The sequence below is a fragment of the Amycolatopsis rhizosphaerae genome, assembly GCF_007713715.1.
Lineage (GTDB): Bacteria > Actinomycetota > Actinomycetes > Mycobacteriales > Pseudonocardiaceae > Amycolatopsis_E > Amycolatopsis_E rhizosphaerae.
This window is the reverse complement of record NZ_VJWX01000480.1, coordinates 1-5,391: the sequence shown is the minus strand read 5'-3', so window position 1 is coordinate 5,391 and position 5,391 is coordinate 1. Positions and strand designations below refer to the sequence as shown.

8 protein-coding genes are annotated in these 5,391 nt (G+C 69.6%); 4 read left to right on the top strand and 4 right to left on the bottom strand.

What is annotated here, in order from left to right; genetic code table 11:
* The first annotated feature begins 230 nt into the window (after positions 1–230).
* The gene (locus FNH05_RS31115; RefSeq protein ID WP_144592429.1) at positions 231–1,103 is read left to right on the top strand and encodes an ATP-grasp domain-containing protein; all 873 of its coding nucleotides are present in this window, start codon (positions 231–233) and stop codon (positions 1,101–1,103) included.
* Here FNH05_RS31115 and FNH05_RS31110 read toward each other — a convergent pair.
* Positions 1,081–1,263: a hypothetical protein gene (locus FNH05_RS31110; protein WP_144592428.1), complete on the bottom strand. Its 183-nt coding sequence runs from the start codon at positions 1,261–1,263 to the stop codon at positions 1,081–1,083. The genes FNH05_RS31115 and FNH05_RS31110 overlap by 23 nt on opposite strands.
* 41 nt (positions 1,264–1,304) lie before the next feature.
* On the opposite strand from FNH05_RS31110, the gene FNH05_RS31105 reads away from it, so the two are divergent.
* Positions 1,305–1,493, top strand: a complete 189-nt coding sequence (locus tag FNH05_RS31105) for a helix-turn-helix domain-containing protein (RefSeq protein WP_144592427.1) — start codon at positions 1,305–1,307, stop codon at positions 1,491–1,493.
* Between the two features lie 388 nt (positions 1,494–1,881).
* Entirely contained in the window at positions 1,882–2,409 is a 528-nt protein-coding gene (locus FNH05_RS31100; protein WP_144592426.1) for a hypothetical protein, read from the top strand.
* 21 nt (positions 2,410–2,430) lie between these two features.
* Here FNH05_RS31100 and FNH05_RS31095 read toward each other — a convergent pair whose 3' ends face one another.
* Both FNH05_RS31095 and FNH05_RS31090 read right to left on the bottom strand, forming a co-directional pair.
* Positions 2,431–3,264 (bottom strand): hypothetical protein, encoded by an 834-nt coding sequence (locus FNH05_RS31095; protein WP_144592425.1) that lies wholly within the window; start codon positions 3,262–3,264, stop codon positions 2,431–2,433.
* Positions 3,254–3,802: a SigE family RNA polymerase sigma factor gene (locus tag FNH05_RS31090; protein ID WP_246128044.1), complete on the bottom strand. Its 549-nt coding sequence runs from the start codon at positions 3,800–3,802 to the stop codon at positions 3,254–3,256. Before FNH05_RS31090 ends, FNH05_RS31095 begins: the two co-directional genes overlap by 11 nt.
* Positions 3,803–3,990: 188 nt before the next feature.
* Between FNH05_RS31090 and FNH05_RS31085 the strand changes: the two genes are divergently transcribed.
* Positions 3,991–4,749 (top strand): S1 family peptidase, encoded by a 759-nt coding sequence (locus FNH05_RS31085; RefSeq protein ID WP_144592423.1) that lies wholly within the window; start codon positions 3,991–3,993, stop codon positions 4,747–4,749.
* A 152-nt stretch (positions 4,750–4,901) separates the two neighbouring features.
* Here FNH05_RS31085 and FNH05_RS39545 read toward each other — a convergent pair whose 3' ends face one another.
* Positions 4,902–5,213 carry a Rossmann-fold NAD(P)-binding domain-containing protein gene (locus FNH05_RS39545; protein WP_246128043.1) on the bottom strand — a complete coding sequence of 104 codons (312 nt, stop codon included), beginning with the start codon at positions 5,211–5,213 and terminating at the stop codon, positions 4,902–4,904.
* Between the last annotated feature and the right edge of the window lie 178 nt (positions 5,214–5,391).

The following is a 5,391-nucleotide window of genomic DNA, read 5'->3' as shown; positions in this document are numbered from 1 at the left end:
CACCGGTGGGGCCGCCGGGGGCGGTGGGGGCACGTTGCCGCGCAGGAAGGGTGCCGCACTGTTACCCGGGGAAGAGCAGGCGGTGAGGCACACCGCGAGCAGGACGAAAAGCCAAGATCGTGACACAGCGGAGAGATCTCCGTCCATCCCGTGAATGTTTCACTTCGTGACCGGACCGTGTCCGAGGTTTTTTCACCCGGCGGCGAGGTGAGGCCTGGCACGATGTCCGCGTGATCCTTCTCGTCCCCTCCGACGTGCTGCGCCCTCGCCGTGCCGATGACCATTTCGCCGCGGAGGCGGCGGCCGCCCGCGAGGCCGGGATGGAGGTGGCGCTGGTCGACCACGACGCGCTGACCACGCCGGGCGGCGCCGACCGGGCGGTCTCCCGGGTGCGGGGGAGTGGCGAGGCGATCTATTGCGGTTGGATGCTGCGCAGCGAGCAGTACGCGGCTTTCGCCGAAGCGCTCGGGCGAAGGGGCGTCACACTGCGCACCAGCGCGGAACAGTACCGGCAGGCGCACGAACTGCCCGGCTGGTATTCCCGCCTGGCCGCCGTGACCCCGGAGTCGGTGTGGACGGTGGGCGGCGATCGCGCGGGTTTCGAGAAGGCGTGCCGTGAACTCGGTGCCGGGCCGGCGGTGTTGCGTGACTACACCAAATCGATGAAGCACTACTGGCACGAAGCCGCTTTCGTGCCGGAGGTGGCGGACGCGGATTCCGCGTGGTCGGTGGCGAGCCGGTTCCGTGAACTGCGCGAGGACATGGCCGGAGGATTCGTCCTCCGGCGTTTCGAGCGTTTCGTTTCCCCCGAGGTACGCACCTGGTGGGTGGACGGGGTGTGCCGGGTGACCGGCCCCCATCCCGATACCGCGCCCGAGATGCCCGGCACCGGACTCGATCTCACCGCGGCCGGGCCCCTGATCACCGGACTGCGCCTGCCGTTCGTCACCGCCGACTTCGTGTTGCGCGAAGACGGCGTGTGGCGGTTGGTGGAGCTCGGTGACGGGCAGGTCAGCGATCGCCCGCGCACGACCCCGCCCGAGGAGCTGATCGGTGTGGTGCGCGGACGCGGTGGCGCGATCACGGGCGGGACGGCCCGGTGATCGGCCAGGTCGCTTCGGGCGGGGTGAGGTCCAGTGCGAAGATCCGGCCCGCACTGTCCGGATCGGACGGTGAGACCGGGTTCGCGAGCAGGTCCGCGACGGTGGCGGGCGGCCACGGCAGGCCCGCGGTCGCCTCGACCGGAATGCGCTCGACCGGCACCGCGTGCCCGTTGATCCTCTCACAGCAGACTGGTGGACCGGATGGTCGCTGCGGGGCTGCTGCGGCGGGAGTCCGCCAGCGACGATCGCCGCCGGATCGAGATCTCCTGCACCCCGCAGGGACGGGAACTCGCCCGCGCCGCGCGCGAGCGCAAGGAAACGTTCCGCGACTGGTTGCGCGACCGGCTGGACGGGCTGGGTGACACGCCCCTGGCGGAGACCGTGCGGTAACGTCGTGCACGGGCTCTTGCCGCCGAGTGATCCCGGTCGCCTGAGGGATGCCTTGATGGAAATCGGCGATTTCAAGGTCCTGTCGTGGTTCGCGGGCTCCGACGGCCCCTGGAGCGGGGAAGCGGTCCGGCGTTATCGAGACGGAGGTTTCAATGCTCTCAGCTTGACCGCCGGTGCCGGCTTGATTCCGGAGAACCTTGCTTTGCTCAGGGAGCTTCCCGGCCTGCGCCGTCTCGATGTGCAAGCCAGGATGTCGGACGATCTGGAGGCCTTTCAGGTCGAAGGTCTCGAGGAACTGACACTGGTCACCGGTTCCCGGCGCAGGGTTCCCGGCACCGTTCAACCGGTCCTCCGGTCGTTGTGCCTTACGGATCGCCCGGGGATCGAGGTGACGGCACGTTTCCCCCGGCTCGAACGGATTCGCGTCGGCGGCTGGCGGGGTGTAGACCTGGCAATGATCCGCGACGCGGCGAGTCTGTCGTCGGTGTATCTCGAAGGGCGACGGCAAAAGGGGACTCTGGCGGGCATCGAACGCTGTTCCGCGATCGAACGACTCGTTTCGATCGATTATGCCGTTTCCGATTCCTCGCCCTTGCGGCCACTCGGCAGGCTCCGGGAGGTGAAGCTGCTGGCCATGCCGCCGACCGAGCCGCACGAGGTCGTCAGGTTCTCCGACCTGGCCGCCCCCGTGATGGAACGGATCTGGATCGCGAACGCGCTGAGGATCGAGGACTTCGCGGTACTGAAGGAACTTCCCCGGCTGCGGGAAATCAGGCTGATCAACTGCCCGCTGCGGGAAAACGACCTGCGAGAACTGCGGGCACTGCCGTCGCGGGTGAAGATCGACGTGGTCGGCCCTCCCCACCCGGAGCGAGTCCGTGGTGGGGAGGGCCGGGTCAACTCGATCGCCGGATGAGCGGAACGCCCTTGCCGGTCCTTATTGCTGGTGGAAGCCCTGCGGGACGACGGCGCGCAGCAGCGCCAGATTGTCGTTCGTGGGCGTCAGCAAGGTCATGGCGAACGGGACCGAGTCGTCCTGCTGGTAGCGGAACTGCACGGGCAGGTAACTCGCGTCATCCACCCACAGATCGACCGGCACCTCGGCTTTGCCCGCGGGATCCCGATGCAGCAGGATCGTCGGGCGGCCGCCGACCGTCCCACCCGGACCGACCACCTTCAGGCTGTCGTCCGCCAGGTGCTGCTGGATCTGCCCGGGGGTCATGACCTCCTCGGCCAGGATCTGAGCACCCCGGAGGGACGGCGATGTCGCACGCCAGGTGCGGTTCCGGAAATCGACGGAAACACCGCCGTCCGGGCCCTTGCTTTCGTCCTCGACGACGGTGCCGTCGACGGTGACCCGCACCCGGAAGGCGCTGCGGTCGGCGGAGTACCACCGCTCGTACACCGTGTTCTGGCCGGGTTTGCCGTACTTGCCGCCGCTGGTATCGGTCCCCCGCTCGTACAGCACGTCGTGCGCTTCGTTGTCCAGTGCCTTGGCCGTTTGTTCCTTCACGTAGGCCGCGTTCACCGGCTCGGCCGCCGTGGGGGCGCTGCCGAGATCCGAAACCGTCAGCACACCGGCGACCGCGATGGCCGCGGCCACCACCGGGGTGGCGAAGAAGGTGATCCGCCGGGCCGCCCGGCGACGGGTGTGCTGCCTGCGCACGTCGGCCAGCAGCGTCGGCGGTGCCGTCACATCCGCTACCTCGGTCCGCAGTGCGGTGCGAACCCGGTTGCCCAGAGCGTGGTCGAACCCGTTGTCATCGAGCATGGTTTTCCTCCGTGATCCTTCCTGTTTCCGGCTCACCCAGTTCCTGCCGCAGCCGGGCCAGCGCCCGGTTGGTGTGTGCCTTGACAGTTCCCTCCGACATGCCCAGCGTCTCGGCCGTGTCCGCCACCGACAGATCGGCGAAGAACCGCAGCACCACCACTTCGCGTTGCCGCCGCGGCAGACCGGCCAGTGCCTGCCGGATCGCGGTCCGGTCGGCCACGAGGTCGGCCGGATCCCGGCGGTCGGCCGGGCGCGGGGTCGTGTCGTCCAGGGACTGCTCGGCCACCCGGCGCCGAGACCTCCGCCAGCGATCGCGGGCAAGGTTGACCAGCACGCGCCGCACGTACGCTTCGGGCTGTTCGCGCGCCGCCCGCCAGCGCAGGGAGGCACGCAACAACGCGGTCTGCAAGAGGTCTTCGGCGTGCCCGCGGTCGCCTACGAGCAGAACGGCGATGCCGAGCAGTGCCGTCGACCTGCTGAGGACGAACCGTTCGAAGTCGGCGCCGGGCCAGGCGCCCCGATCCTGATCAATGAACACACCGGGGTAAACGCCGGCCGTGCGGGCGGGGTTTACCGCACTCCGCGCCTTTTTCCTGCCCAAGATCACCGGATGTGGTCCAGACCGCAACCGAACGCCCCCCACCAACGTCTTGATCATGGTGGCACGGTGCCGCCGATGTCCTGGACACCCAACAGCGAGGAGATTCGACTGTGTTTTCGACGGCCATGGTAAGACGACTGCTCACCGTGGCGGCGGCAATGGGGGTGGCGGCCGCGCTGTCCCCGGCCACGGCGGGTGCGGTGGCCAACGGAACTCCCGCCCCGTCGGGCGCGTTCCCCTTCAACGTCAAACTCACCATGACCGACATCCCGCGGCCGGACGGCAGCGTGTACAACAGCGGCTGCAGCGGCGCGCTGGTCGACCCTCAGTGGGTGATCACGGCGGGCCACTGCTTCCACGACGTCAACCGCAACCCGGTCAGCGGGCCTCCGCAGTACAAGACGACGGCCCGCGTCGGCACGGTGGACGACGCCGACACGCACGGTCAGACGCTGTCGGTCGTCGACGTGCGCCAGTCCGCGGTCAACGACATCGCGCTGGTCAAGCTGGCGAAACCGGTCCAAGGCATCGCCCCGGTGCGGATCGGCACCACGGCGCCGAGGTCGGGCGAGCCGCTGGAGATCGCGGGCTGGGGCGCCACGTCTTCGGTCAATCCGGCGCCTTCGACGCACCTGAACCTGGGTACCGTCGCGGTGGGCAGCATCGACGCGACGAAGGTCGGCGTGCACGGGCTGGCACCGTCTGCGGACACCAGTGCCTGCACCTACGACTCGGGTGCGCCGTACTTCCGCCCGGACGGCCCGCGCGCGGGCGAACTCGTCTCGGTGGAGAGTGACGGCCCGGACTGCCCGCATGACCAGTTGGAGACCACATCCCGCGTGGATGTCGTCGCGACCTGGATCGAGCAGACCATCGGGCACTGAGCGCAACGGCAGGCATCGCCCACGGCACACCGTCGGCGATGCCCCGTGCACCCGATCTCTCGTGATGTCCCTCGCCACCGCCCACGGGGACTGAGCGGGTACCGGACCCGCCGGGCGCCGTGGCCCGGCGGTCCGGAGGACTGGGCGGCCCGTCAGCTCGCCGAGTAGGCGCCCGCGTCGAGGTCTTCGATCAGGCCCGGTCCGGTGGGAGTCCAGCCGAGGGTTTCCCGCGTCGCGATGCTGGTCGCCGGGAGGTCCATGGCGAAGACGCTGCCGATCCACCCGAAGTGCTCCGCGACGTCGTCCGAGGCGATCGAGGCGACGGGGAGGTCGAACGCGCGGCCGATCGCGTGCGCGATCTCGCGGGTCGGGACGCCTTCTTCCGCCACAGCGTGCAGGCGTGCGCCCGCCGGGGCCTTTTGGAGGCCGAGGGCGACCATGCGGGCGGCGTCGGCCCGGTGCACGGCGGGCCACCGGTTGGTGCCGTCGCCCGGGTAGCCGGAACGCCCTTCTCGCGGGCGATCGCGGCGAGGAACGCGATGAACCCGTGGTCGCCGGTGCCGTGCACGGTCGGCGCGAAGCGCAGGCTCACGGTGTGGACCCCGCGGCCGACGAACTCGAGCGCCAGGTTCTCGCTTCCTC